The sequence below is a fragment of the Serratia sp. CY55921 genome, assembly GCF_052167655.1.
Taxonomy (GTDB): Bacteria; Pseudomonadota; Gammaproteobacteria; order Enterobacterales; family Enterobacteriaceae; genus Serratia; species Serratia ureilytica.
This window is the reverse complement of sequence record NZ_JBJNMU010000007.1, coordinates 148,037-172,708: the sequence shown is the minus strand read 5'-3', so window position 1 is coordinate 172,708 and position 24,672 is coordinate 148,037. Positions and strand designations below refer to the sequence as shown.

Annotated in this window: 23 protein-coding genes; 6 read left to right on the top strand and 17 right to left on the bottom strand. The window is 61.2% G+C overall.

What is annotated here, in order from left to right; genetic code table 11:
* The first annotated feature begins 105 nt into the window (after window positions 1–105).
* Window positions 106–2,148 carry an oligopeptidase A gene (prlC, locus tag ACJ8M3_RS22655; RefSeq protein ID WP_033645356.1) on the top strand — a complete coding sequence of 681 codons (2,043 nt, stop codon included), beginning with the start codon at window positions 106–108 and terminating at the stop codon, window positions 2,146–2,148.
* A gap of 8 nt (window positions 2,149–2,156) precedes the next feature.
* On the top strand, window positions 2,157–2,903 hold the full coding sequence (gene rsmJ, locus ACJ8M3_RS22650) for a 16S rRNA (guanine(1516)-N(2))-methyltransferase RsmJ (protein WP_060660148.1): 747 nt from the start codon (window positions 2,157–2,159) through the stop codon (window positions 2,901–2,903).
* Window positions 2,904–2,931: 28 nt separating this feature from the next.
* Here rsmJ and ACJ8M3_RS22645 read toward each other — a convergent pair whose 3' ends face one another.
* From ACJ8M3_RS22645 to ACJ8M3_RS22600, 10 genes are all read right to left on the bottom strand, one after another.
* A complete protein-coding gene (locus tag ACJ8M3_RS22645) occupies window positions 2,932–3,531 on the bottom strand; it encodes a KpsF/GutQ family sugar-phosphate isomerase (RefSeq protein ID WP_033645354.1) in 600 nt (199 codons plus the stop codon).
* Window positions 3,531–5,168: an FGGY-family carbohydrate kinase gene (locus ACJ8M3_RS22640; protein WP_004931001.1), complete on the bottom strand. Its 1,638-nt coding sequence runs from the start codon at window positions 5,166–5,168 to the stop codon at window positions 3,531–3,533. The genes ACJ8M3_RS22645 and ACJ8M3_RS22640 overlap by 1 nt, the downstream gene beginning before the upstream one ends.
* A gap of 10 nt (window positions 5,169–5,178) precedes the next feature.
* Window positions 5,179–6,132, bottom strand: a complete 954-nt coding sequence (locus tag ACJ8M3_RS22635; protein WP_016930441.1) for an ABC transporter permease — start codon at window positions 6,130–6,132, stop codon at window positions 5,179–5,181.
* Between the two features lies 1 nt (window position 6,133).
* Entirely contained in the window at window positions 6,134–7,123 is a 990-nt protein-coding gene (locus ACJ8M3_RS22630) for an ABC transporter permease (RefSeq protein WP_015379367.1), read from the bottom strand.
* The gene (locus ACJ8M3_RS22625; protein ID WP_028128101.1) at window positions 7,116–8,615 is read right to left on the bottom strand and encodes a sugar ABC transporter ATP-binding protein; all 1,500 of its coding nucleotides are present in this window, start codon (window positions 8,613–8,615) and stop codon (window positions 7,116–7,118) included. The genes ACJ8M3_RS22630 and ACJ8M3_RS22625 overlap by 8 nt, the downstream gene beginning before the upstream one ends.
* 105 nt (window positions 8,616–8,720) lie before the next feature.
* A complete protein-coding gene (locus tag ACJ8M3_RS22620; protein ID WP_033636379.1) occupies window positions 8,721–9,707 on the bottom strand; it encodes an autoinducer 2 ABC transporter substrate-binding protein in 987 nt (328 codons plus the stop codon).
* Window positions 9,708–10,036: 329 nt separating this feature from the next.
* Window positions 10,037–11,380: an NADP-specific glutamate dehydrogenase gene (gene gdhA, locus ACJ8M3_RS22615; RefSeq protein ID WP_021505207.1), complete on the bottom strand. Its 1,344-nt coding sequence runs from the start codon at window positions 11,378–11,380 to the stop codon at window positions 10,037–10,039.
* A 200-nt stretch (window positions 11,381–11,580) separates the two neighbouring features.
* The gene (gene uspA, locus ACJ8M3_RS22610; protein ID WP_004930988.1) at window positions 11,581–12,018 is read right to left on the bottom strand and encodes a universal stress protein UspA; all 438 of its coding nucleotides are present in this window, start codon (window positions 12,016–12,018) and stop codon (window positions 11,581–11,583) included.
* A gap of 267 nt (window positions 12,019–12,285) precedes the next feature.
* Complete coding sequence (locus tag ACJ8M3_RS22605) at window positions 12,286–13,194, bottom strand: LysR family transcriptional regulator (protein ID WP_089197540.1); 909 nt, start codon at window positions 13,192–13,194, stop codon at window positions 12,286–12,288.
* Between the two features lie 104 nt (window positions 13,195–13,298).
* Complete coding sequence (locus ACJ8M3_RS22600; RefSeq protein ID WP_033651782.1) at window positions 13,299–14,072, bottom strand: SDR family oxidoreductase; 774 nt, start codon at window positions 14,070–14,072, stop codon at window positions 13,299–13,301.
* Between the two features lie 434 nt (window positions 14,073–14,506).
* On the opposite strand from ACJ8M3_RS22600, the gene uspB reads away from it, so the two are divergent.
* Entirely contained in the window at window positions 14,507–14,842 is a 336-nt protein-coding gene (gene uspB / locus ACJ8M3_RS22595; RefSeq protein WP_004930978.1) for a universal stress protein UspB, read from the top strand.
* A 74-nt stretch (window positions 14,843–14,916) separates the two neighbouring features.
* On the opposite strand, the gene pitA is transcribed toward uspB, so the two are convergent.
* The gene (pitA, locus tag ACJ8M3_RS22590) at window positions 14,917–16,419 is read right to left on the bottom strand and encodes an inorganic phosphate transporter PitA (RefSeq protein WP_033645348.1); all 1,503 of its coding nucleotides are present in this window, start codon (window positions 16,417–16,419) and stop codon (window positions 14,917–14,919) included.
* Between the two features lie 300 nt (window positions 16,420–16,719).
* Here pitA and ACJ8M3_RS22585 point away from each other — a divergent pair, with 300 nt between their 5' ends.
* Window positions 16,720–17,919, top strand: coding sequence for an NAD(P)/FAD-dependent oxidoreductase (locus tag ACJ8M3_RS22585; protein ID WP_033645347.1), 1,200 nt, complete (start codon window positions 16,720–16,722; stop codon window positions 17,917–17,919).
* A gap of 29 nt (window positions 17,920–17,948) precedes the next feature.
* Here ACJ8M3_RS22585 and add read toward each other — a convergent pair whose 3' ends face one another.
* Window positions 17,949–18,941, bottom strand: a complete 993-nt coding sequence (gene add, locus ACJ8M3_RS22580) for an adenosine deaminase (protein WP_089197725.1) — start codon at window positions 18,939–18,941, stop codon at window positions 17,949–17,951.
* Window positions 18,942–18,950: 9 nt separating this feature from the next.
* Window positions 18,951–19,892, bottom strand: coding sequence for a nucleoside hydrolase (locus ACJ8M3_RS22575; RefSeq protein ID WP_033645346.1), 942 nt, complete (start codon window positions 19,890–19,892; stop codon window positions 18,951–18,953).
* A 158-nt stretch (window positions 19,893–20,050) separates the two neighbouring features.
* Here ACJ8M3_RS22575 and ACJ8M3_RS22570 point away from each other — a divergent pair, with 158 nt between their 5' ends.
* Window positions 20,051–20,734, top strand: coding sequence for a Crp/Fnr family transcriptional regulator (locus tag ACJ8M3_RS22570; RefSeq protein ID WP_033645345.1), 684 nt, complete (start codon window positions 20,051–20,053; stop codon window positions 20,732–20,734).
* Here the strand turns inward: ACJ8M3_RS22570 and ACJ8M3_RS22565 are convergent.
* From ACJ8M3_RS22565 to ACJ8M3_RS22550, 4 genes are all read right to left on the bottom strand, one after another.
* Window positions 20,731–21,150 carry a VOC family protein gene (locus ACJ8M3_RS22565; RefSeq protein ID WP_033645344.1) on the bottom strand — a complete coding sequence of 140 codons (420 nt, stop codon included), beginning with the start codon at window positions 21,148–21,150 and terminating at the stop codon, window positions 20,731–20,733. The two genes, ACJ8M3_RS22570 and ACJ8M3_RS22565, sit on opposite strands and share 4 nt — an antisense overlap.
* Before the next feature lie 144 nt (window positions 21,151–21,294).
* On the bottom strand, window positions 21,295–21,711 hold the full coding sequence (locus ACJ8M3_RS22560) for an SRPBCC family protein (protein WP_033645343.1): 417 nt from the start codon (window positions 21,709–21,711) through the stop codon (window positions 21,295–21,297).
* Window positions 21,712–21,747: 36 nt separating this feature from the next.
* Window positions 21,748–22,545, bottom strand: coding sequence for an SDR family NAD(P)-dependent oxidoreductase (locus tag ACJ8M3_RS22555; protein WP_033645342.1), 798 nt, complete (start codon window positions 22,543–22,545; stop codon window positions 21,748–21,750).
* A 53-nt stretch (window positions 22,546–22,598) separates the two neighbouring features.
* Window positions 22,599–23,609 carry an aldo/keto reductase gene (locus ACJ8M3_RS22550; RefSeq protein WP_089197539.1) on the bottom strand — a complete coding sequence of 337 codons (1,011 nt, stop codon included), beginning with the start codon at window positions 23,607–23,609 and terminating at the stop codon, window positions 22,599–22,601.
* 141 nt (window positions 23,610–23,750) lie between these two features.
* On the opposite strand from ACJ8M3_RS22550, the gene ACJ8M3_RS22545 reads away from it, so the two are divergent.
* Window positions 23,751–24,650, top strand: a complete 900-nt coding sequence (locus tag ACJ8M3_RS22545) for a LysR substrate-binding domain-containing protein (protein WP_033645340.1) — start codon at window positions 23,751–23,753, stop codon at window positions 24,648–24,650.
* Window positions 24,651–24,672: the final 22 nt, after the last annotated feature.

Below are 24,672 nucleotides of genomic sequence, written 5' to 3'. Positions count from 1 at the left end.
AACGCCGGGCATTGATTTTCCTGTTGCCTGGCTCCATGTTAGAGGTTCATACGCATTTTAAGGCTCGCCCCCGTGGCGGGCCCCAACGCTAATCAGGACTGCCCTATGACAAATCCGTTGCTGACCCCGTTTTCCCTGCCGCCGTTTTCGGCGATCCGCCCTGAAGATATCGTGCCTGCGGTACAATCCGCGCTGGCGGACTGCCGCGCTGCGGTAGAGCGCGTGGTCGCGCAGCCGGGGCCGTTCACCTGGGACAATCTGTGTCAGCCGTTGGCGGAGTCGGACGATCGCCTGTCGCGCATCTGGTCGCCGATCGGGCACCTGAACTCGGTGAAAAACAGCCCGGAGCTGCGCGCCGCCTATGAGCAGGCGCTGCCGCTGCTGTCCGAGTACGGCACCTGGGTCGGCCAGCACGAAGGGCTGTACCAGGCCTACCGCAGCCTGAAAGAGGGCGCGGCGTTCGAGACGCTGAGCGTGCCGCAGCGCAAGGCGGTGGACAACGCGCTACGCGACTTCGAGCTGTCGGGCATCGGCCTGTCGGCGGACAAACAGCAGCGCTACGGCGAGATCGTCGCGCGCCTGTCCGAGCTGGGTTCCACCTACAGCAACAACGTGCTCGACGCCACCATGGGCTGGAGCAAACTGATTACCGACGAAGCCGAGCTGAGCGGCCTGCCGGAAAGCGCGCTGGCGCAGGCCCAGGCGATGGCGCAGGCCAAAGAGCAGGACGGCTGGCTGCTGACGCTGGACATGCCGAGCTACCTGCCGGTGCTGACCTACGCCGACAACCGCGCGCTGCGCGAAGAGATGTACCGCGCCTTCGCCACCCGCGCCTCCGATCAGGGGCCGAATGCCGGCAAATGGGACAACAGCGAAGTGATGGCGGAAACGCTGGCGCTGCGCCATGAGCTGGCTCAGCTGCTGGGCTTTGACACCTACGCCGACAAGTCGCTGGCGACCAAGATGGCGGAAAGCCCGGAGCAGGTGATCGGCTTCCTGAGCGATCTGGCCAAACGCGCCCGCCCGCAGGCCGAGCAGGAGCTGGCACAGCTGCGCGCCTTCGCCAAACAGCACTATGGCGTGGACGAGCTCGACGCCTGGGACATCACCTATTACGGCGAAAAACAAAAGCAGCACCTGTTCTCCATCAGCGACGAGCAGCTGCGCCCGTACTTCCCGGAACAGCGTGTGGTGGAAGGGCTGTTCGAAGTGGTGAAACGCATCTACGGCATCACCGCCAAAGAGCGTAAAGACGTGGATACCTGGCATCCGGACGTGCGCTTCTTCGATCTGTTCGACGCCGACGGCGAACTGCGCGGCAGCTTCTACCTCGATCTGTACGCCCGCGAAAACAAACGCGGCGGCGCCTGGATGGACGACTGCGTCGGCAGCCTGCGCAAGGCCGACGGCACGCTGCAAAAACCGGTCGCTTACCTGACCTGCAACTTCAACCGCCCGCTGGGCGACCAGCCGGCGCTGTTCACCCATAACGAAGTGACGACGCTGTTCCACGAGTTCGGCCACGGTCTGCACCACATGCTGACGCAGATCGATACCGCCGGCGTCTCCGGCATCAACGGGGTGCCGTGGGATGCGGTCGAGCTGCCGAGCCAGTTTATGGAAAACTGGTGCTGGGAGCCGGAAGCGCTGGCGTTTATCTCCGGCCACTACCAGAGCGGCGAGCCGCTGCCGAAGGCCATGCTCGACAAGCTGCTGGCGGCCAAGAATTACCAGGCGGCGCTGTTCATTCTGCGCCAGCTGGAGTTCGGTCTGTTCGATTTCCGCATGCACTTCGAATACAGCCCGGAGAAAGGGGCGCAGATCCTGCCGACGCTGGCGGAAGTGAAGAAAATGGTGGCGGTGGTGCCTTCGCCGAGCTGGGGCCGCTTCCCGCACGCCTTCAGCCACATCTTCGCCGGCGGCTACGCGGCGGGTTACTACAGCTACCTGTGGGCGGAAGTGCTGTCGGCCGACGCCTACTCGCGCTTCGAAGAAGAGGGGATTTTCAACGCCGAGACCGGCAAATCCTTCCTCGACAACATCCTGTCGCGCGGCGGTTCGGAAGAGCCGATGGCGCTGTTCAAACGCTTCCGTGGCCGCGAGCCGCAGCTGGATGCTATGCTGCGCCATTACGGCATTAAAGGATAACCCGACACGTGAGCGTGTGTGTATTGTGTGAAGCAGGCGCCGATCCCGGCGCCTTGTCTGTTTTGGCGCAGCGCTGGCGGCTGACGTCCGACGACGACGCGCCGATGGCGCTGGTACTGACCCCGCAGCGGCTGGAGCTGCGCAAGCGCGACGAGCCGAAGCTTGGCGGGATCTACGTCGATTTCGTCTCCGGCGCCATGGCGCACCGGCGCCGTTTCGGCGGCGGCCGCGGCGAGGCGGTGGCCAAGGCGGTCGGCATCAAGGGCAGCTACCTGCCGGACGTGGTGGACGCCACCGCCGGGCTGGGGCGCGACGCCTTCGTGCTGGCGGCGCTGGGCTGCCGGGTGCGGATGCTGGAGCGCAATCCGGTGGTGGCGGCGTTGCTGGACGACGGCCTGCAGCGCGGCTATCAGGATGCGGAAATCGGCCCGTGGCTGCGCGATCGTCTGACGCTGCTGCACGCCTCCAGCCTGACGGCGCTGGCGGATCTCAGCCCGCGCCCGGAGGTGGTGTATCTCGATCCGATGTTCCCGCACAAGCAGAAAAGCGCGCTGGTGAAGAAAGAGATGCGGGTGTTCCAATCGCTGGTGGGCAGCGACGATGACGCCGACGGCCTGCTGGAACCGGCGCGCCGTTTGGCGACCAAGCGCGTGGTGGTGAAACGCCCGGACTACGCGCCGCCGCTGGCCGATGTGCCGGCGCACGCCGCCACGCTGACCAAAAGCCACCGTTTCGATATCTACATGCCGCTGTAATGTCTGCCGGGCCCGCGGTGTCGGGCCCTCAGTTTTCCTCCCGCAAACTTTTCCCCACGCCGCCGCCCGGATGCACCGCCAGCAAGGTGTCCTTATCGTAACCGCTGCGCGTCATCAGGCAGGTGCAGGCGGCGTCGAAGATCGCCAACACCAGCACAATTGAGGTGGTGGCCAGCATGTTCAGCGGATCTATCTCCTTTTGCACCCCGGTGGCGATCGTCAGCTGCGCCGCCTGCGCGATGGCGGAATGCGGGTTTTCCGTCACCGCGATCAGCGTCACCCCCTTGGCCTGCAGCGTCGGCAGCAGGCGGGTCAGCTCGTCGGAATTGCCGCCGCGCGAGATCAGGATCAGCAGATCGTCGGCGCGCAGAAAACCCAGATCGCCGTGCGCCGCGCCGGTGGCGTCGAGATAGACCGCCGGCCGCTCCACGCAGGCCAGCATATGGGCTATCTTGCGCGCCGCAATCCCCGAGGTGCCGACGCCGGTGACGGCGATTTTACCGCGGCAGTCGGCCAGCAGCGCCAGCAGCCGTTGCCAGGTGCGCGCATCGAGGCGTTCGCCCAGCTGCGCCAGCTCCTGGCTGTAGGTTTGCCAGCCCTGCACGGCCTGCCGCCACTCTTGCTGCATCACGCCTCCTCCTGCATCAACCGGCGGTATTTCATGTGGTCGTTGTACAGCTCGTGGAACACCCGGTATTTGCGATCGTAGTAGCTTTTTATCTGGTTGGTCTGCGGCGTCACCGTCTTGCCGATGCGGCTCATGGCGCTCATCGCCTCCGGCAAGGTGTCGAACACGCCGGCCGCCACGGTGCCCATCATCGCGCCGCCCAGCAGCATCGCTTCGCTCTCCTCCGGCAGCAGCATGGCGCAACCGGTGGCGTTGGCGTGCTCCTGCACGAAGATCGGGTTCTTGGTGCCGCCGCCGCTGGCCATGATAGTGTCGATACTGTAGCCGCTGTGGTTCATGGTTTCGATGATGTGACGGGTGCCGAGCGCGATGGCCTGAATGGTGGCCAGGTAGTGCAGCGCCATGTCCTCCGGCGTGCGCGACAGCTTCAGCCCGGTCAGGATGCCGGTCAGCGTCGGGTTTGCGCGCGGCGAGCGGTTGCCGTGGAAGTACGGCAGCATGTGAATGTCCTGCGTCAGGAAGGCGATGTTCTCCGGCTCGCCGGCCATGCGGCGCAGAATGGCGTTCAGCACCTCATAGATGGTCTGGCCCTGAGTTTTCGCCTGCGCCAGCAGCTCCTGATAGCACGGGTGCGACTGGATGACGTGGTCGATCAGCGCGCCGGTGGCGGACTGGCCGCCTTCGTTCAACCAGTATTCCGGCAGGATCGCCGAGTAATACGGCCCCCAGACGCCGCCGATAAAGCGCGCGGTGCGCGACATCGCCATATGACCGGTGGAGGTGCCGCCGATCAGCGCGACGCGGCGGTTGAAGTCGGCCACCTCGCCGGAGACGCCGGTGGCGCCCAGCGTGCCGAGGGTGCCGGCGTGGGCATCGATGATTGACACGCTCACCGCCGTGCCGGCGATCAGCCCCATCTCGCTGGCGGCGCGCTGAGTCAGGCCATGGCCCAGCGGCTCGCCCATCATTTTAACGTCGCTGCCGATCTTGGCGGCGTCGTGTTCCAGCACGTCTTCCAGCCCGATCTGCTGGAAGTAGCTCTTGTCCCAACGCTGCTCGTGGCCGAGATAGGTCCACTTGCACACCGTCGAGCACAGCGAGCGGGTGGCGTCCTGGGTGGCGCGCCAGGTGAGGAAGTCCGGCAGATCGAACAGGTAACCGGCGTTGGCCCAGGTGGTGGGCATGTGTTGCTTCAGCCACAGCAGTTTCGGCGTCTGCATCTCCGGCGAAATGATGCCGCCGACGAAGTCCAGCACCCGGTGTTTGGTGGCGTTGATGCGCTCGGCCTGGGCGATCGCCCGGTGATCCATCCACACGATGATGTTCTGCTCGGTGCGGCCGGAGGGGCTGACGGTCAGCGGTTTGCCTTCTTTATCCAGCACCACCAGCGAACAGGTGGCGTCGAAGCCCAGCCCTTTGACCTGGATCGGGTTGATGTCGGCCTGGTTGACCGCGTCGCGCACCGCATTGCACACCGCCTGCCAGATGTTATCCGACGACTGCTCGACGAAATCCGCCTTCGGCCGGTACAGATCGATGGCCCGGCTGGCCTGGCCGACCATGCGGCCATTGAGATCGAATACGCCCGCGCGCGCGCTTCCGGTGCCCACATCTACGCCAATAAAATAGCTCGCCATTATTTTCTCCTCAGGCTTTTCGATTCTGTAACGCGATAAACAGGATCAGCACGCCGCCCCACAGGGCCATGGTCAGGTAGCTGCTGACCCCCAGCAAATTGAGGCCGCTTTCCAACATTTGCAGCACGATCAGCGCCAGCACCAGCCCCAGAATGCGGCCGAAGCCGCCGTCCGGGTTAATGCCGCCCAGCACCGAGGCCAGAATGGTCACCAGCAGATAAGATTCGCCGTAGCCGGCCTTGGCCGAGTTGAACTTGGCCATCATCAGCAGGGCGGCGCCCCAGCCGAGCAGCGCCGACAGGATATACACCGCGATCTGCACCCGCGCGGTGTTCACGCCGCTGAAGCGGGTGGCCTGCTCGTTGGAGCCGATCAGGTACAGGCTGCGCCCCAGCGTGGTGTGCTCCAGCAGCAGCCACAGACCCACCGCCACCAGCAGGAACAGGATCAGCGCCACCGGCACGCCGAGCACGGCGCCGTTGCCGAGAAATTGAATCGCCGCCGGGAAGCCGGAGATCACCGCGCCGTTGGACAGCAGAATATTCAGGCCGGTGATCAGGGTCATGGTGCCGAGCGAGGCGAGGATGGGCGAGACGCCTATCCAGGCTACCAGCGCGCCGTTGAGCGCGCCGATCGCCACCGCCACCAGCAGGCCGGCCAACAGCGCCAGCGCCAGGAACAGCGGCTGGTCGGGATGGCTGACGATGATCGCCGCCATCACCAGCGAACAGGCGTTGGCGCCGGCGATGATCGACAGGTTGATGCCGCCGGTCAGCATGGTGATGCCCATGCCGAGCGCCAGCAGGCCGAGGATCGGCAGCTGCGAGGCGATCGACTGGAAGTTGCCGAGGCTGAAGAAGCGCGATCCGAGCAGCCCGGCGAACAGCAGCGCCACCGCGATGATGATCGCGCCCTGCAGGCGAATGATCCGATCGTTTGGGATCAACCGAGTTAACTGCGTCATGTCAGATCTCCTTGAGCAGCTTGCGTTTTTCGTTCCAGGCGGTGGTGCTGATGCTGATCAAAATGATCGCGCCGCTGAATACCTGGTGCCAATAGGCCGAGACGCTGAGCAGCGTCAGCCCGTTTTGCAGGAAGGCCAGCAGCACCACGCCGAGCAGGGTGCCGGTCAACGATCCGCGGCCGCCGCTCATGCTGGTGCCGCCCAGCACCACCGCCGCCAATACCGTCAGCTCGAAGCCGAGCAGCGAGTTGGGCGCCACCGACTGGGTGATCTGCGCCTGCACCACCGCCGCGACGCCGGCCAGAATGCCCATATAGCCGTAGACGCAGAAGTGCAGCCGCAGCAGGTTCAACCCCAGGCGCGACGCCGCGTCGCGGTTGCCGCCCATGGCGTAGATCTGGCGCCCCAGCCGGGTGCGGTTCATCAGCACGCCGGTGACGACGATGGTTGCCAGCAGGCACAGCAGCGGCAGCGTCAGGCCGTAGTCGTAACCGTCGGCGCCCTGGAACGAGAACCAGTTGATGCCGTTCATGAACCAGTCCGGGAAGCCGTACAGCCAGGTGCCGTTGGTGGCGTATACCAGCAGGCCGTAGAACAGGTTAAGGGTGGCGATGGTGATGATGATCGCCGGCACCTTCAGCCAGTACACCAGGAAACCGTTCACCAGCCCGAGCAGCAGGCCGACGCCAATCGCCAGGGCGAACGCCAGCGGGAAGCTGCCGCCGTGCTGGATCACCCAACTGGCCATCACATACTGCGCGATGGCGGTGACCGCCGGGAACGAAATGTCGATGCCGCCGGCGATCAGCACCACGAACAGCCCGCAGGCCAGGATGCCGAGAATGGCGTAGCTGGTGGCGACGTCGGTCAGGTTGCCGAGCGTCAGAAACTCATCGGTGCCGGCGCTCAGGCCGATCGCCAGCAGCAGCACCAGCAGGCCGAGATAAAACTCGTGCCGCCCGGCCAGGCGGGCCAATAATGACTTATCCATTCACCACCTCGGCGATCTGTTGTTCGGTACTCTGGTGCGGCGCGAATTCGGCGATCAGCTCGCCTTTGCGCATCACCATCACCCGATGGCTGTTGTAATAGGCTTCCGGGATCTCGTCACAGATCATCAGCACCGCCATGCCCAGCTGCGCCAGATCGCGGGCGATCTGATAGATCCCCTCTTTGTTGGCGATGTCCACGCCGACGGTGGGCGAGTCGAGGATCAGGATCTTCGGCTGGGTCGCGACCCATTTGGCGATGGCGATGCGCTGGGCGTTGCCGCCGGACAGGGTTTTCACCGGCAATGCGCTGTCGGACACCTTGATGTTCAAATCGCGGATCAGCCGGTTAACCAGCTCGGTCGCCTTGGCGTGATCCAGCAGCCCGAGCGAGGTATGCAGCCGATCGAAGACGGTGACGATGGTGTTGTCGTAGATCGATTGCTCCATGATCAATCCCTGCGTCAGACGATCCTCCGACACATAGCCGATGCCGTGGCGCACCGCTTCGCGGTTGTTGTGCAGCTGCACCGCCCGGCCCTCGATGCGGATCTCGCCGCTGTCCGGCCGCGTCATGCCGAACAGGCTGAGGCACAGTTCGGTGCGGCCGGCGCCGAGCAGGCCGACGATCGAGACGATCTCGCCGCCGCGCAGCGCCAGATTGACGTTGCGGTATTTTTCGCCGCGGCTGAGGTTGCGCACCTCGAGCAGCGGCGCCTGTTCGGCCGGCGGCAGCGGGGGCAGCGGGCTGTAATGGAAGCGTTGGCCGGTCATCAGGAACGCCAGTTCATGGCTGTCCAGTTCGCTGGCCGGCCAGGTGCCCACCAGCTTGCCGTCGCGCATCACGCTGATGCGATCGGCGACTTCCATCACTTCATCCAATCGGTGGCTGACGAACACCACGCAGATGCCGGCCGCCTTCAGTTCGTTGACCACCCGCAGCAGGCCGTCGACTTCCTGGCGGGTCAGCGAGGCGGTCGGTTCGTCCATGATAACCAACCGCGCTTCGGCGGCGATGGCGCGGCAAATCGCCACCAGCTGCCGATCGGCGATCGACAGTTTTTCTACTTTTTTATCGGGATCGATGTGTACGCCGACCCGCGCCATGGCGTCCAGCGCCGTCTGGCGCATCACCCGCTTGCGCACCCAGAAGTGGCCGCCGGGCAGGTAACGGTGGATGGCGATGTTTTCCGCCACCGTCAGGTTAGGGAACAGCGACAGGTCCTGGTAGATCACCTGTATGCCGTAATAACCGGACAGCTGCGGCGTCAGGGCGTGGAAGAGTTTGCCTTCCAGCGAAATATTGGCGCCTTTTTCCGGCTGATAGACGCCGGAGATGATTTTAATGATGGTGCTTTTGCCGCAGCCGTTTTGCCCGGCCAGGCAGTGCACTTCGCCTTTATTCAGCGTCAGGTTGATCTGGTCTAATGCCAGCACGCCTGGGAATCGCTTGCTGATATTCTCCAGGGTGATAAATGCGGGGGAGGCTGTCATAACGTTAACCTGTGCTTGCGTAGCGGCCGAAGCCCTGGGCGCAGCAACGCTGCGCCCCTACGAGGGTTTAACTACTTTCCCGGTGTGGCGAAATTACGCGAAAAATCAGAATCCGAGCGATTGGGCGTTGTCTTTGGTCACTTCCAAAATCTTATTAAACCGAATCACTTTGTGTTCCATATCGACGTCGGCTTTGCCGAGGCCCTCGATCGACAGGTCCTTATTCACTTCTTTGCCCTGCAGCAGCTGGTCGGCCACCGTCACCAGCGCATAACCGGCGTCTTTCGGATCCCACAGCAGCGCTTTCTTGATGTCGCCGCGCATCAGGTAAGGAGCGGCCTGCGCCGGCATGGCGATGCCCACCACCGCGATTTTGTCCTTGGCGCGTTTCTTGGCCACCGCCTGGCCGGCACCGATTGGGCCGAGCGAACCGAAGCCGATGATGCCCTTCATCTGCGGATAGGTTTTCATCAGATCCAGCGTGGTGGCGTAGGATTTGTCGATGCTTTCCGCCACCGGCAAGCGCGAGGTGACTTCAAACATGTCCGGGTATTTTTCTTTCTGGTATTTGATGGCGGAATCGGCCCAGGCGTTGTGCAACGGCACAGTCAGCGAGCCGACGTAGATCGCGTAGCCGCCTTTGCCGCCCATGTCTTTCGCCAGCTCATCGACGTTGGCCTGCGCGTATTTCTCGCTGTCGATGGTCTCGATGTCCCACTGGCCGATCTGCTGGTCCGGGGATTCATGGGTCAGCACCACGATGCCTTTGTCGCGCGCTTTTTTCAGCACCGGCTCCAGCACCTTGGCGTCGTTCGGCACCACGATGATGGCGTTGACGTTCTTGGCGATCAGATCCTCAATCACCTTGACCTGCGCAGCCGGATCCGGCGTAGACGGGCCGGTCTGGTAAGCGTTGACGTCGAGTTTTTTCGCCGCTTCGTTGACGCCCACTTCCATGCGGTTGAACCACGGAATGCCGGTCACTTTGGCGACCACGGCAATCTCATATTTATCAGCGGCGAACACAGGTGTTGTCGATAACATGCACGCAGAAACCACACATGCATTTAATAATGCGAGGTTAAATTTCATTAGCTGTACCTTTTTTTATCTGTAGGGGTGGCGGTTTTTCCACCGCTGCAGATTACAAAGGAATGGAAGAGGGAGCGTAGCCGAAGTTAATGAAATGTGATCTGCGCACATTTAAGTAAAATACTGGCGTATTTAGTGTTAAATAAATGTTTAATTATTTGGTGGTGGTAAACTTACTACCAATTAAACGGCCATAAATAACTTTTTATTAACCTTAAATTAACGTTCTCGCATCATTTTGATGGCTTGGACGCGGAAAAAAATGCCGGCGCAGAGGCCGGCATTGAAGCATTTAATCGATGTGTGAACAAGATCACCTTTGCGCCCGATTACAGCACGCCCTGGGCCAGCATCGCCTCCGCAACCTTAACGAAACCGGCGATATTCGCGCCGTGTACATAGTGGGTTTGCTTGCCCTCGCCGCCGTATTCCACGCAGGCATGGTGAATATCCGCCATGATATGTTGTAAACGTACATCCACTTTTTCCGCCCGCCAGCCGATGCGCGCGGCGTTTTGCGCCATCTCCAGCCCCGAGGTGGCCACGCCGCCGGCGTTGGCCGCCTTGCCGGGCGCGAACAGCACCCCGGCGTCGAGGAAGGCGTCGGTGGCCTGGATGGTGGTCGGCATGTTGGCGCCTTCCGCCACCGCTTTCACCCCATTGCGGATCAGCGTCTGCGCCGCCTCGAGGTCCAGTTCGTTCTGGGTGGCGCACGGCAGGGCGATATCCACCGGCACGTTCCACGGCTGCTGGCCCGCCAGGTAGGTCAGGCCGCGTTCGCGGGCATAGTCCGCCACCCGGCCGTAGCGCTGGTTTTTGATCTCCGCCAGGTGCGCCAGCTTCTCGGTGGTGAAGCCGTCTTCGTCCACCAGAGTGCCGCCGGAATCCGACACGGTGATCACGCGCGCGTCCAGCTCCAACGCTTTCTCGATGGTGTACTGCGCCACGTTGCCGGAGCCGGACACCGCCACCCGCATGCCCTCAAAGCCCAAGCCGTGGCGCTGCAGCATGGCGTCGGTAAAGTACACCAGGCCGTAGCCGGTCGCCTCGGGGCGGATCAGGCTGCCGCCGAAGGAGAGCCCTTTGCCGGTAAACACGCAGGCGGTGTTGTTGGACAGTTTCTTCATCATGCCGGCCATAAAGCCGACTTCACGGCCGCCGACGCCGATGTCGCCGGCCGGCACGTCGGTGTCCGGGCCCAAGTGGCGATACAGTTCGGTCATCAGCGCCTGGCAGAAACGCATGATCTCGCCCTGGCTTTTGCCCTTCGGATCGAAATCGGAGCCGCCTTTGCCGCCGCCCATCGGCAGGGTGGTCAGCGCATTCTTGAAGGTCTGCTCAAAGCCGAGGAACTTCAGGATCGACAGGTTCACCGACGGGTGGAAGCGCATGCCGCCCTTGTAGGGGCCGATGGCCGAGTTGAACTGGACACGAAAGGCGCGATTGACCTGCACCTGGCCGCGATCGTCCACCCAGCTGACGCGGAACTGAATGATGCGCTCGGGCTCCACCAGGCGCTCCAGCAGCGCCTGTTCGCGATAGCGCGGGTTGCGCTCGATAAATGGCCACAGCGAGGTGAACACTTCGCGCACGGCCTGCAGATATTCCGGCTGGTGGGGGTTATGGCGTTGTAACGAGGACAGGAAAGACTCTACCGATACGGCATATTCCATGGATAACTCCTTTTAGCATTAAATTTCCCCCCGCTATTTCTTATAGATTTGGGTATAGATGATGCTCGGGGGAGGATGTTGTGTCTTTAGCGACTATATCATCGGAGGGCGGTTGATTATCAAGCGATTAATCGGCGTAGCGGCATGAAAAACGCCCGCAGGGCGCGGGCGTTGGGCAGTTAAGTTAGCAGGCGCTTACTTTATTCGTCTTCTTCGTCGCGCAGCGGCACGATCAGCATATCGATGTGCACGGTATTGATCAGCTGGCGAGCGGAAGACATCAGTTTGCTCCAGAAGTCCTGGTGGTGGCCGCACAGCACCAGATCCATGTCGTATTTCTTGATGGCGTCCACCAGCACCTGCGCCAGATCGCCGCTGCCGCTCAGGGTCTCGGTGATCGGGTAGCCGGCGTTTTGCGACAGCTCGGTCAGCGCCTGGTGGGTTTCTTCAGAGATGCGCTTTTGCATGTCGCCGAGATTGACGTCGATAAGGCCAGTATAGAGATCGGAATAGTTGACATCGACGTGGATCAGAGAAACTTTGGCGTTATACGGCCGCGCCATAGAGACGGCTTTTTCTACCAGGATCTTGCTTTCCGGGGATAGGTCTACCGCGATCAATATGTGTTTGTAAGCCATAAGAATACTCCTTCCATAAACATGCCGATTAAAAAGGGTTAGCAGGCGTTCCGTGTACCCGCCTGGCGCTTTTGGTTCCATAGTATCATTCGGATAACGCAATGATATGTTGGGGCGATCACACTGCGCCGCATCGAAAATCTCTGCGCACGATACCTTTCGTTGTACACCCGCGCGGCGAAAAAGCCTAAGGGTTATGCGGGTTTTAACGGTCTGACCGCTTGAATTATAAGCGTTATTAAACAAAGTATAGCGCTAAATGTGCAATCAGCGCTCCAGATGCGGTTGCAGCAGGCTTTCAAACCACTCGTGAAACACCGCCAAACGGCGGGAACGCTGGCGGCGATGGGGGTAGATCAGGGCGATCGGCATGGAGGCGGCGCGGTAACCGGGCAGGACTTCCACCAGTTCACCGGCGTCGAGCAGGTGTTGCACGTCGTAGCGCGGGATTTGCATCAATCCCAGCCCGGCGCGGCAGCAGGCGATATAGTTTTCGGCGTTGTTGACCACCACCCGGCTGGGCAAGTCGAGCCGCTGGGTGTGGCCGTCGCCGGTCAGGTATTCCCAGGGGGATTCGCGGCCGGTTTTGGGCGAGGCGTAGCCGATGCTCCAGTGCCCCTCGGCGAGATCGGCGGGATGAAGAGGATGGCCGAATTCGCTCAGGTAGGCGGGGCTGGCGCAGTTGATCAGCGCGATATGGCCGAGCGGGCGCATCACCAGGCTGCTGTCGTGCAGATCGCCGACGCGCACCGCGCAGTCGACCCCTTCCTGCACCAGATCGATGGCGCGATCGGCGGAGCCGAGCACCAGCTGCAGATGAGGGTGGCGCCGCAGCAGGCTGGGCAGCGCCGGCGCGATCAGCCGACGGGCGATGCGGCTCGGCACATCGACGCTGAGCCGCCCGGAGGCCTGCCGTTGGCTGGCCTGAAACGACTGATCGATATCCTCCACCTCGGCCAGCAGCGGGCGCAGCCGTTCGAGCAGCTGTTCGCCGTCGGCGGTCAGCCGCACTTGCCGTGTGGTGCGGTGCAGCAGGCGCACGCCCAGCTGCGTTTCCAGTTGCTGAACGGCGGCGGACACCGAGGCGCGCGGCACCTCCAGCGCATGGGCCGCCCGGATAAAGCTGCCCATCTCCGCCACCTGCACGAATACGCGGTATTGATTGAATCTGTCCATCTCGTTGACCTGCTGTTCCTTGGCGCCGTTTCTGACAGAGAGTGTAGCCGCATGGCGCGGTTGCGCGCGAGCAGGTGCGGGGGCGATATTTGCCCCCGTCGAACTTATTTGGTGGTGTAGCCGCCGTTGATCAGGATGGTTTGGCCGGTTACCCACCAGCCGTCGCTGACCAGATGGCGGATGAAGGGCACCACGTCTTCGATATCGGTCAGGCCGGTTTGGCTGAACGGCGACAGCGCCGCCGCCGTCTTGTGGTAGGCCACGGCGTCCGCGCCTTCCGCCGGGTAGAAGAACGGGGTATCCATCGGGCCGGGGCCGACCGCCGTCACGGAGATGCCGCGCTCGCCGAACTCCTTGGCGGCGGCGCGGGTGAAATGCTCCACCGGCGCTTTGGTGCCGGCGTAAGCGGCGTAGAACGGCGTGAAGGCGCCGAGCAGCGAGGTGACCAGCGTGCAGATTTTGCCGTTGTCGTTAAGGTGCTTACCCGCTTCTTTCAGGAAGAAGAACGCGGTTTTGGCGTTGACCGCAGTCATCTCGTCGTACTCGGCTTCGCTGATGTCGATCAGCGGCTTTTTCAGCACCTTGCCGACGGTATTGATGGCGATATCCGGCTTGCCGACGGCGGCGACAGCATCGGCGAACAGCTTCTCGACCGCGCCCGCCGTGGTCAGATCGGCCTGCAGCGCGACGCCTTGCGCCCCGGCGGCCTGAATGGCGGCGACGGTTTTCTCCGCCTCGGTTTTGGAGGCGGCGCTGTTGTAGTGGATCACCACCGCTTTGGCGCCTTGCTCAGCCAAATCGCGCGCGATCAGCCCGCCGAGGTTCTTGGCGCCGCCGGCGATCAGGACGGTTTTTCCCTTGATTGAATGGTTTGCCATAACAGTTTCCTTGGATAAGCGTAACGGAAACCTGAGTCTAGCCAGCGTGGGGGGAAAGATCAGCGGCGTGGCGCGGGATAGACTATCCATAAAAACAGCCTAATCGAAAACGGGCGGTTATCGCTTATAACGCCCCGGCAGGTGACTTTTCGGCACAGGGCGGTAAATTTTATCCACTGCTCAGGCCAGTTTGCGTTTCATTAACCTACAATGATGGATATGGGCCTCATCATTTCTCCTCTGAGTAGAACCATGCCGTGCAAATCTCATCGTGCGGTGCGGCAACGTCTTCGGAGGCGGTGGGTTATGGGCGTGGCCCGTGCAGGCAAAAAAAGGGGATGAGAGCGGTAAGCTCCAGCAGAGTATCGGGTAATGAGGTAGGGCGGTTGGACCCGGCGGATGGCCGCGGATAACAACGCCTTGAGGGGGCAATCATGATCAGTACCGTCGCGCTGTTTTGGGCCTTGTGTGTGGTGTGTGTGGTTAACATGGTGCGGTATTACTCTTCTCTGCGCGCGCTGCTGGTGGTATTGCGCGGCTGTGACCCGCTGCTGTACCAATATGTCGACGGCGGCGGTTTCTTTACCGCCCACGGCCAACCCAGCAAGCAGCTGAGGCTGGTGCGTTATATTTTCGCGCAGCGCTATGTCGAGCACCACGATCCGGAGTTTATTCGCCGCTGCGAGCGGGTGCGCGGGCAGTTTATGCTGACTTCGGCCCTGTGCGGCCTGGTGGTCATCTGCCTGATAGCGATGATGATTTGGTATTAATGCCTTTCTGTTTCCCTTGATGCAGGCAAAAAAAAAGGCGGCCATGCGGCCGCCTTCCTCATGATGCTTGTCGCTTAGATCAGCTTCAACGCGACCCAATACAGCGCACCGGAAAGCAGAATCGAGATTGGCAGGGTGAGCACCCAGGCCAACAGGATGTTCTTCACGGTTTTGCTCTGCACGCCGCCGCCGTCCACGATCATCGTCCCGGCAACCGCCGAAGAGAGAACGTGGGTGGTGGAGACCGGCATGCCGGTATAACTCGCCACGCCGATCGACAGCGCCGCGGTCATCTGGGCCGATACGCCCTGGGCGTAGGTCATGCCTTTCTTGCCGATCTTCTCGCCGATGGTGGTGGCTACGCGTTTCCAGCCCACCATGGTGCCGAGCGACAGCGCCAGCGCGACGGCGACGATGATCCACATCGGCGCGTACTCGACGGTCTGCAGCAGATCCTGACGCAGGTTCTTCAGGAAGCGCTGGTCGGCGGATGAGGTTTCCGGCAGCTTGGCGACTTTATCCGCCGTGTCGGTCACGCACATCAGCAGGCGGCGCAAATGGCTGCGCTGCTCAACCGTCAACTGATCGTAGCTTTGCAGGTTGGTCAGCATGCCCTGAGCCAGCTCGATCGCCGGCATGGCGCGCGAACTGTCGCAGTGGAACTCGGCCGGTTTGCCAGGCGTGGCTTCGTCATCCGGGCTTGGCACCAGCGGCGTCAACGACACCGCATGCGACAGCGCGTCGCCGTGCTGCTGGTAATATTGCTGCAGGTGGGTCACGGCGTCACGCGTACGGGTGATGTCATAACCGGTTGCATTCATATTGACCACGAAGCCGGCCGGGGCAACGCCGATCAGCACCAGCATGATAAGGCCGATGCCTTTCTGACCGTCGTTGGCGCCGTGCGAGAAGCTGACGCCAATCGCCGACAGGATCAGCGCGATACGGGTCCAGAACGGCGGCTTGCGTTTGCCGTCGACCTTTTCACGTTCCGCTGGGGTCATGTGGATACGCTGGCGTTTCTTGGTGCCACTCCAATAGCGGCGCAAGGCGAACACCATCACTCCCGCCACCATCATGCCGACCAGCGGCGAGAACAGCAGAGAAAGGAAAATGCCAATCATTTTCGGGACGTTAAGCGCATCCACGACCGAAGTGTGGGTCATCAGGGCGTTGGTTAAACCGACACCGATGATTGCGCCTATCAGCGTATGGGAACTGGACGCCGGCAGACCGAAATACCAGGTGCCGAGGTTCCAGATGATTGCCGCCAACAGCATGGAGAAGACCATGGCTAATCCGTGTGCTGAACTGACGTTCAACAACAGATCGGTAGGCAACAAGTGGACGATGGCGTAAGCAACACTCAAACCGCCGAGCATTACGCCAAGAAAGTTGAACAAACCTGCCATCACGACCGCAAGTTGCGAGCGCATGGCGCGGGTATAAATAACTGTAGCGACCGCATTGGCCGTATCATGAAAACCGTTGATGGCTTCATAAAACAACACGAACAACAATGCGAGAATTAACATCAGGCCGGTATGGAAATCCAGGCCAGCGAACAAATGCAGCATAAGCGTTACGCCAGTTTGTGGACATGAACGCCGCGCATTATCAGTGACAACCGGTGCCGGGGAAAAGGAAAATATGACGTTTTTTTGATTTGGACATGACGAAATGGTGGCGTGTCTATAACAAAAATATGGAATATCAATGCGTTAATCTGCTCTGACCTCTGTAATATTTTCTTACTATGGCGTTGGCGGCGCGGGGGCTTTACAATCTGCCGCCGTGAATTTGGCGGTGACCGGCGGCGAAACGGCGTAATATGGCGCTCTTTTGTCGCGATTGTGGTTTTGATAAGTGAGGCTCAGGTGGAACAGTTTGATGTCGTAGTGATTGGGGCGGGCGCCGCCGGCATGTTTTGCGCCGCGCAGGCGGGGCAACTCGGTTGCCGCGTGTTGCTGCTCGACAACGGCAAAAAACCGGGCCGCAAGATCCTGATGTCCGGCGGCGGGCGCTGCAACTTCACCAACATGTACGCCGAACCGGCGGCCTATCTGTCGAACAACCCGCATTTTTGCAAGTCGGCGCTGGCGCGCTACACCCAGTGGGACTTCATCGATCTGATCAACCGTTACGGCATCGCCTACCATGAAAAAACGCTGGGGCAGCTGTTCTGCGACGATTCGGCGCAGCAGGTGGTGGATCTGCTGGTCAAAGAGTGCGAGCTGGGCCAGGTGACGATGCGCCTGCGCAGCGAAGTGCTGGGCGTGGAGAAAACCGAGAACGGCTACGCGCTGGCGCTGAATGGCGAAAAAGTAAGTGCTCGCTCACTTGTGGTGGCCAGCGGCGGATTATCCATGCCGGGGCTGGGCGCCTCGCCGTTCGGTTACAAGCTGGCGGAGCAGTTCGGCCTCAGGGTGCTGCCGACGCGCGCCGGGCTGGTGCCGTTTACCCTGCATAAGCCGCTGCTGGAGCATGTGCAAACGCTGTCCGGCGTGTCGGTGCCGGCGGTGATCACCGCCGAGAACGGCGTCAGCTTCCGTGAAAGCATCCTGTTCACCCATCGCGGCCTGTCCGGCCCGGCGGTATTGCAGTTGTCCAGCTACTGGCAACCGGGTGAGTATGTGAGCATTAACTTACTTCCTGAGCTTGATCTGGCGGGCTTCCTTGATGAACAGCGCCTGCAGCACCCTAACCAAAGCCTGAAAAACACCCTGGCGCTGCACTTGCCGAAGCGGCTGGTGGAATGCTTGCAGACCCTGGGACAACTGCCGGAGGCGACGCTGAAGCAGCTGAATGCGCCGCAGCAGGCGGCACTGGTGGATCTGTTGCAGAACTGGCGCGTGCAGCCGAACGGCACCGAGGGTTATCGCACGGCGGAGGTGACGCTCGGCGGCGTCGACACCAACGAACTTTCTTCCAAGACGATGGAAGCCCACAAGGCGCCGGGGCTCTATTTTATCGGCGAAGTGGTGGACGTGACCGGGTGGCTGGGCGGTTACAACTTCCAGTGGGCCTGGAGCTCGGCCTGGGCCTGCGCCCAGGCGCTGGCGGCGCAGGGGCGGTAAAACGCCGCTTGGCCTTGAAACGCGCCGGGTCACATCGACCCGGCATTGAGCTGACTCATTAATTTAATTTTAGTATCGCCGTCGAGAAAACTCGCCTCCAGCGCCTGTCGGTTGCTGCGGTTAAAATCGTCATCCTGCCAGCCGAAGGCGTCATGCAACAGCTGGTACTCCTTGTTCAGCGTGGTATCGACGACGGTGCGCGCATCGGTATTCACGTTTAGCCGCACCCCCCACTTTTTGAGCCGATCTATCGGATGATCGTCGATGCTGTCGAACAAATTGCAGGTGAGATTGCAGCTGGGGCAGATCTCGAGCAGGACGCCGGTGGCTACCAGGCGCTCGACGAGCGCAGGGTCCTCGATGCTTCTGACGCCGTGGCCGATGCGTGACACCTGCAGCCTATCTAGCGTCTCCCGCACGCTGTCGGGGCCTTTCGCCTCACCGGCGTGGGCGATGACGTTGCCGCCGGCGGCACGCACGGCGCGAAAGGCCGCCACATGGTGGGTCAGCGGGTAACGCGCTTCATCGGCGGCCAAATCCAGCGCCACCACGCCGCTTCCCTGATAATCGATAACCAGCTTCGCCGTTTGCAGGCTGGCGGCCGCGTCGAAATGCCGCAGCGTGCATAGGATAAGCCCGGCGGCGATGCCGTAAGCCCGCGAGGCGTTATGCATGGCCGCCAGCACCGTCTCGACCACCGCTTCGCCGGTTAACCCCAGCCGGGTATGCAGCAGCGGCGCGAAGCGCAGCTCGGCATAGATGACATTATCCGCCGCCAACTGCGCGAATAAGTCCTCGACGGCCAGCGCTATCGCCTGGCTTGTCTGCAATAGATCTATTTGCGGCGCTATCTTGCTTAGAAAGTCCCCCAGATCGGCGCATCGTTTCGCCGCGACAAATTGCCGATTAAATGCCGTTCTGGTTATTTGCGGGTCGACCTTTTTTAAATAGTGGTAGCTTAAACAGGTATCCAAATGGACGTGTAATTCCACTTTCTTCAATTTTCTTGGATCGAATTTCATGCGGGTCACTTATTTCATTAACGGCTGAGATAACAACGAGAACAGTTTTTCTTTAAACAGGCCGGGCTTAATGCGGGTAATCACGCGCGCATTGGCCGGTTCGCCGGTAAGCTGAGTGGAATCGATGACGTAATGGCCGTAAGACCTCTCACTTTTATATTCTACCCATGAATACGCTTCCAGACTGGTCTCGACGATATCCGGATAGAGCGCCACCGCCATGGTGGTCGGATCGGGCAAATCAAACCCTTTGCGTTCGGTGCGCCGTGCGTTGAACGCCATCAGCGCGCGATTGCAGCGCACGGCAAAGCGTCCCAGTTCGCCGAGGTTATTCAATCGTTCTATATCGCGTTCGTCGATAAACGCTTCCCCCATGCCGATCTCCCAGCCGACGAGAGTGAGCGGCAGCCCGGCAGTGAGCACCAGATGCGCAGCCTCGGCGTCGGCGTAAAAATTAAATTCGGCCAGCGGGGTGATATTGCCTGGCGTCAGTCCGGAACCGCCCATGACATACACGCGCTTCACTTTTTCGGCCAGCGCGGGCGCTTTCAGCACCGCCATCGCGAGATTGGTCAGCGGCCCCAGGGTGACGATTTCCAGCTCGCCCTTGAGCCGTGCGGCGCAGTCGATGATGGCGTCCACGGCATGAACGGGTTCTACGGCCAAGCGTGGGGTCGGCAAGGCCATGTCGCCCATGCCGTCTTCACCGTGAATATGGTGCGAGTGATAGCGCGTGCGAAACAGTGGTTTCGCCATGCCGGCGTAAACCGGAGGAGCATAGGTTCCCGCTTTTTCCACGCAAATGAGCGCATTTTTGACGCAGTGTTCTAGCGGGCAGTTTCCGGCGACCGCGGTGATCGCTTCCACTTTCACGCCAGGTTCGCGCAACGCCATCAGCAGCGCAACGGCATCGTCGGAAGCGGTATCGGTGTCTATCAGAATGTGTCGCATGGCAATCTCCTCGTAGGGGGTACGGAGAAAATACCCAGGCGGCCCAAGGCAAAAAAGGTCAGATGTCCTTTTTCGTTCTGAAGCGCGTCGGCTATGCTGAACGCAGTCGAAAGCGAGGAGGCAAGACGTTTAAGGATGAACCTTGGGAGTGAATCGCCTTGAAAACGGTCGGTGACAGCAAGCTAAAAGAAGCGTTCATTGAGGTTCACGATCTGCAAACGGCGCTTTCGCCCACGCTGCTCGCCGCACTGCGCCTGGTGAGCGTCGAAGCCGGCGAATACCTGGTGACGCAAAGCGATCGTTTGACCCACCTGTTTTTTCTCGTGCAGGGAAAATTGCAGGTTGAGAATTTTGATGTGAATGGCGCGCACATTGTCTTTTCCTTCGAAACGGATTTCTCGGTAATTGGCGATCTGGAGCTGTTCTCCCAGGCGCAGCGCACGCTGTTCAGCACCGTGCAGGCGGTGACCGACGCGCTGCTTCTCGCGGCACCGATAGAGGTCATCAACAATCACGCCCTGAGCGACCCGGCATTCCTCACCTTTATCTGCCGGCAATTGAGCAATAAGCTGCTGAATTCCTCCTTGCTGCATGCGAACGGCGTTTTGACGGCGGAATATAAACTGCGAAAATTTTTATTATTCAAGGTAAAGAGCGAAGGGGAGTTGATTGAGCTGGAAAACCGGGAGGCGCTGGCGGCGAGATTGGGCATCTCCGTCAGACAACTGAGCCGCGCGCTGGCGCAGCTCGCGGCGGAAGGCATCATTCAGTTTAAAAACAAATCACTGCGGGTGACCGATCGCCAACGGCTGTCCGCTATCGAAGGTAACCAAAGCGGTTAATCGAGCGCCGGCCCTTTCAATTCCACGCGATTGCCGTCCGGATCGCTGAAATAAATCGACGGCCCGTCGCCTTCCGCGCCGTAGCGCGATTCGGCGGGATCCGCGTCGATCCCCTGCGATCGCAGGTAGGTCAACAACGCGTCTTCGTTGAACGGATCGATGCGCAGGCAGACGTGATCGACATTTTGCCGATGAAGATCGGGCGCTTCGCCGCCTTTTTTCCCCAGCACGCCGTTGACGTCCACCAGGTCGATCATGGAGGCGCCGGCGCGCAGGTGCACCAGCCCCAAATCCGGCCGCTGTTTGGCGATATCACAACCGATGACCTGGGTATAAAAACGCAGGCTGTTCTGCATATCGCGCACGCGCAGAACCACATGATCCAACTGTTGCAGGTTGAAAGGGCGCACGGTCATCTCCTCAAATGAACATCTCCTTTACAGCATAAGCGGCGATGGCGGATTTATCCTGTTTCGCGGCGTTGCCGCTTCGCGCGGCCAAACCAAAAAAAAACGGCCGATGGGTGCAGCCATCGGCCGTGGGGCTTGAGTGTTCAAGCGTTAACGAGGGAAGTTACCGCTCAGCGCATCCAGGCCGCCCTGGTAGATGTCGCTGAACAGGGCGATGGCCTCGTCGTCGCTGATGTTGACCGGCGTGAAGCTGCCCGACCATTCCACGCGCGCCACGTTGGCGTCGTCGGTGGCGTGCACTGACAGGGTGGACAGGTAATTCACCACCGGGAACGGCGCCTGCATGATGGAGTAGCTGTAGCTGCGTTGACGGTTATCGAACGCTTCCAGCCGCTCGATGACGGTGCCGCCGTCGGCGGTGGTCAAAGTGCGCACGCGGCCGCCTTGCGAAATGACGCTTTTCGGAATGAACGGCAGCCAGTCAGGCAGGGCGTCGAAGCCGCCGATCAGTTGCCATACGGTGTCGGCGGATGCCGGGATGTCCATTGAGACGGATGTAGTAGCCATTTTCTTTCTCTCTTAATATCGGTTTCGGGTACAGGGTTACATTGCCAGCGTGTCTACGACGCCGCCGTCGACGCGCAGCGCCGCGCCGGTGGTGGCCGAAGACAGCGGAGACGCGAGGTAAACGGCCAGGTTGGCCACTTCATCGACGTCCGCCGCGCGCTGAATGATGGAGCTTGGGCGTTCGGTTTTAACGAACTCGTCGGCCTGATCGCGGGCGCTGCGCCCGGATTTGGCCGCCGCATCCGCCAGCATGTCTTGCAGGCCTTCGGTAAAGGTTGGCCCCGGCAGGATGGCGTTGACCGTCACGCCGGTGCCGGCGAGGCGTTTCGCCAGGCCGTGAGACACCGCCAGGTTGGCGCTTTTGGTGACGCCGTAGTTGATCATGTCCGCCGGGATGGCGACGCCGGATTCGGACGACACGAAAATAATGCGTCCCCAACCCTGCTCGGTCATGCTCTGCGCATAGTGGCGCGCCAGCCGCACGCCTGAGAGGACGTTGACGTTATAGAAGTGCATCCACTCGCTGTCGGGCACGGTAAAGAAGTCGTTATCGTTGAAAATGCCCAGGTTGTTGATCAGCACGTCGGCTCTCGGTTCCGCGGCGAACAGGGTTGCAGCCCCGTGTTCCGTCCCGAGATCGGCGACCACGCCGCGCACCTGCGCGCCGGGCACGTTGGCGCTGATGTCGGCGATGGCGTTATCGACCCCGGCTTTCTGACGGCCGACGATCACCACGGTGGCGCCCGTTTTGGCGAGCCCGCGCGCGATGCCGAGGCCGATGCCAGAGGTGGAGCCGCTGACGACGGCGACTTTGCCTGAAAGATCCAGTTTCATCATGTATCTCATCGAGTTAATGGGGGTAATGGGGCCATGCGGCCCCATAAAACTTAACGAATCGGCAGCGGCGCGTTGTCGGCCACCAGTTTCTGACGGCGCATTTCGGCCCAGAATTCAGCCGGGATAACGGCGTCCAGCGCGGCCAGATCTTCGGCCATCCGGCCAGGGCGGCTCGAACCGGGGATCACGGCGGCGACCGCCGGGTTAGCCAGCGAGAACTGCAGCGCGGCGGCTTTGATGTCGACCTGGAAGCGAGCGGCGATCGCTTTGATTTGCGCCACTTTCGCCAGCACCGCCGGGGATGCTTTCTGGTATTCGTAGTGCTCGCCACTGGCCAGCACGCCGGAGTTGTAAGGGCCGCCGACGACAATGTCGACGTTGCTCGCCAGGGCTTCCGGCATCAAACGTTGCAGCGCGCGTTCATGATCCAGCAGGCTGTAACGGCCGGCCAGCAGGAAGGCGTCCGGCTGCGTTTCGCTCAGGCCCAGCGCCAGTTCGCAAGGCTCGACGCGGTTGACGCCGAGGCCCCAGGCCTTGATCACCCCTTCTTCACGCAGACGGGTCAGCGCGCGGAAAGCGCCGGTGCGGGCGATGTTGAACTGTTCAATCCAGTTGTCGCCGTAGAAATCCTGGGCCGGATCGTGGATCCAGACGATATCCAGGCGGTCGGTTTTCAGGCGCTTCAGGCTGTCTTCGATGGAACGCAGCGTGGCGTCGGCGGAGTAGTCGTTGACTATTTTGTTCTTCAAGCCGTGTTCGAACAAACCGCCTTTCTCGCCCAGATCGCGGGCGGAAGTGTCTTCTTCTTCGTCCAGCATGATGCGGCCCACTTTGGTGCTCAGCACATACTCATCGCGTGGGTAGTGCGACAGCACTTCACCCATGCGGATTTCCGACAGGCCGGAACCGTAGAGCGGCGCGGTGTCGAAGTAGCGGATGCCCAGATCCCAGGCGCCGCTGACGGTGGCTTGCACGTCGTCTTGCGGGATGTTGCGGAACATATTGCCGAGCGGTGCGCCGCCCAAACCGATCTTGCCGGGTAAAATATTTCTGATGCTCATGTCAGGTCCTCAATACGTTATCTTTTCAGGGAAATTGGGGGGCGCACAGTGCGTCTGCCCCGTCACGAGGCTAAAGATAGCGTGGCAAGTTGTGACTTGATAGGACATAATTTGTCTAAGTTAAGTCCTTTGAGGTCTCAAATGATCGATTTACGTCAGTTGAAATACTTCGTCGCGGTGGCGGAAGAGGAGCACGTCGGCCGCGCTGCCGAACGGCTGCACATTTCCCAGTCGCCGCTGAGCCGGCAGATTTCCCAGCTTGAGGAACGTCTCGGATTGATGCTGTTTGAGCGCAATCAGCAGCGCATTCGCCTGACCGCTGACGGCCAGACGTTTCTGGCCGAAACCCGCGCGCTGTTGACGCACGCCAACCGGCTCGAATCGCTCGGACGCCGCCTGGGGCGGGGTGAAGACGGTGGGCTGTGCATCGGCTATATCGAAAATGCGATGCACTCCGGCGTCTTGTCGAACGCCTTGCGGTCGCTGCGGGTGTCCCGGCCGGATGTGCACATCGTGCTTTACAGCCAGCCTTCTTCCATGCAGTTGGAAGGGCTGCGGCAGCGTAGCCTGGACGTGGCGCTGGTCAATACGGCGCCGGATCGCGACGATCAGGATTTGGACTATACGCAGGTGTTGGACGATCGCATGTTGCTGGCCCTGCCGCAGACGCATCCGCTGGCGGACAGGGAAACGCTGCAGCCGGCGGATCTCACCGATCAGGCCTGGATCTCGGTGATCCACAAAGAGGATGCCCATTCGCGCGACGACTTCGTGGCGGCCTGCGTGAAGGCCGGGTTCGATCCGGATATTCGGCTGGAAGCGGGCGAGCCGCTGACGGCGTTGGGGCTGGTCGCCGCCGGGTTGGGGATGACGCTTATCCAGCACAGCCTGCGGCATAACGCGCCGCAAGGCGTGGTGCTGCGCGAGCTGCCCTGGATGCAATACACCACGCAGCTGTGGGCAGTGTGGCACAAGGCCAACCTGCGCCCGCTGGTCACCCACTTTCGCGAAGTGATGTCGGCCGGGCCGGCCTGCCACTGATCGCGCGGCGGCGTCCGGCCCG